Raw genomic sequence first — 655 nt, 5'->3', positions numbered from 1 at the left:
CTTACGGTTGTCCAATAAATGGAGCATTGCAGGATATGCGTATGGTGAATATCAACCTCAGGGTAACCAACCGGGTAATGGCGACCTTGAGCAGTATATTTTTGAAACTGAACCTGCAATCCAATACCGCGTGAATCCAGATCTCGGTTTGTATTTACGTCCTTACTATTACTATAACCGCCAGGTGCGTGAAAGCTGGGGCGATATTGTTGAGCAGGAATGGAAAGTGACAGCCGGATTATGGCGAAACTGGTATCCATTGTTAACATCAATGTATATCGGCTTCGGACAGGACAAAATTGAGAACGCCAGTAACGCAAACGAACTCTTTTACGACGGCCGCTACAAATTTATTGGCGGCACTATTAGCTATCCCGTCTTTGGTGAAGTTCGCCTTTATGGCGAATTCAAAGCATCATTTACCAAAGAAACAGGGCTCTGGACGTCCGCAGGTCATTCCTGGAATCCGTTCACCGTAGTTGGTGTTACTTATAACTTCTGACAATCGGGGTATAAGATTGAAAAAATTAACTTCAGCGACTCTTGTCGCTCTGCTGGTGCTTTCTGGTGGAAATACACCCGCATATTCACAGATGTCTAAAGAAACATTACAGAACAAAATTATCACCCAGGTTAATGACTTTTTCCCTCGTAT

The 655-nt window shown here is 43.7% G+C and carries 1 protein-coding gene; it reads left to right on the top strand.

Going from position 1 to position 655, the window contains the following annotated elements; translation table 11 throughout:
• Positions 1-502 (top strand): OmpG porin family protein (locus tag AC1DUO_RS25920; RefSeq protein ID WP_477989601.1); only part of this gene is annotated, 502 nt, incomplete at its 5' end.
• Between the last annotated feature and the right edge of the window lie 153 nt (positions 503-655).

The sequence above is a fragment of the Rahnella sp. P4_A8 genome (assembly GCF_056402435.1).
The sequence above is the reverse complement of the archived record's forward strand: the minus strand, read 5'-3'. Positions and strand labels throughout refer to the sequence as shown.